Origin of the sequence: Streptomyces sp. JJ38, assembly GCF_019303475.1 — a bacterium.
Classification (GTDB): domain Bacteria; phylum Actinomycetota; class Actinomycetes; order Streptomycetales; family Streptomycetaceae; genus Streptomyces.
Genome location: NZ_JABLSI010000006.1, coordinates 1 through 1,195, shown reverse-complemented (window position 1 = coordinate 1,195; position 1,195 = coordinate 1). Strand labels below are relative to the sequence as shown.

The window sequence follows — 1,195 nt, the reverse complement described above, 5'->3', positions numbered from 1 at the left end:
GCTTGAACCAGATGTTCGGGAAGGCCAGGAACCGGTGCCAGGCCACGCCCATGTCGATGTTCAGCGCGACGGTGATCATCCAGATCATCGTCGTGCCCAGCTTCACCATCGCCCAGAAGTAGACGAGGTTCTGCAAGGTCGTGATCCCCAGCCCGCTGAACGCGGTGACCAGCGGATACGAGACGAAGTACGCCGCCTCGTAGTGGTCGACGCCGTGCAGGGCGCCCTCGAGGCCGCGCAGCATCAGGATCGCGAGCCCGATGGTGAAGATGACGTACTCGACGAAGTACGCCTGCCAGAACGTCGAACCGGCGAAACGGGACTTGCGGCCCGGGCGGGAGGGCAGGTTGAGCAGGCGGATCACCATGAGGGTGGCGATGCCGAGCGTGGTCATGAGCCCGATGAACTCGATGTACATCGAGTACGGCGTCCAGTCGCCGACCACCGGGAGCGTCCAGTCGGCCTCGAAGAGCTGGCCGTAGGCGTTGACGATGGTGGGCGGCAGGGTGAGGAAGCCGATCGCCACGAACCAGTGCGCGACACCGATCACGCCCCACCGGTTCATCCGCGTGTGGCCCAGGAACTCCCGGGCCAGCGTGGCGCTGCGGGCCTTCGGATCGTCGGTGCGCGAGCCGGCCGGAACGGGCTGGCCCAGCTTCATGAAGCGGACGAGCTGGACGACGGCGCGCACGATGAGCGCCAGCCCGACCACGGACAGGCTCAGCGTGACGATGATCGCGAAGAGTTGCATAGCGGCTCCTCGGGCCCGGGCAGACGGAGGCGGCGTCTGTGGGGAGCGACCCGAGGCCCTCAAAACGGAACCTTACGTGACGAGTGGCCCCGATCCGGGAGGTCGGACCCGCACGCGGCGCGACCCGGCACCGGCACGCCCCTGCCAGGTGGGGCGGCCCCGCACACGGCGAACGGCCGGCCCCCGCGAGGTGGGACCGGCCGTTCGCCGTGGCTACGCAGCCGTGGGCACGGGTGCCGTTACCGGGTCGGCTGGGGCTCCGGCGCCGACTCGTCGGCGGCCTCGCCCGTCTCGCCGCCGTCCTCCGGGCTCACCGGAGTCTTGACGGACTCCAGGAGGAGCTGGGAGACGTCGACGACCTGGATGGACTCCTTGGCCTGGCCTTCGTTCTTCTTGCCGTTGACGGAGTCGGTGAGCATGACGAGGCAGAAGGGGCAGGCGGTG

1 protein-coding gene and 1 pseudogene (1 of these 2 cut by a window edge) are annotated in these 1,195 nt (G+C 68.7%); both read right to left on the bottom strand.

Going from position 1 to position 1,195, the window contains the following annotated elements:
- A pseudogene (locus HPT28_RS04315) lies at positions 1-751 on the bottom strand ((Fe-S)-binding protein); it reaches 1,436 nt to the left of the window's first position.
- 239 nt (positions 752-990) lie between these two features.
- Positions 991-1,195, bottom strand: a 205-nt coding sequence (locus tag HPT28_RS04310; protein WP_219089380.1) for a hypothetical protein, incomplete at its 5' end; no start/stop codon positions are given.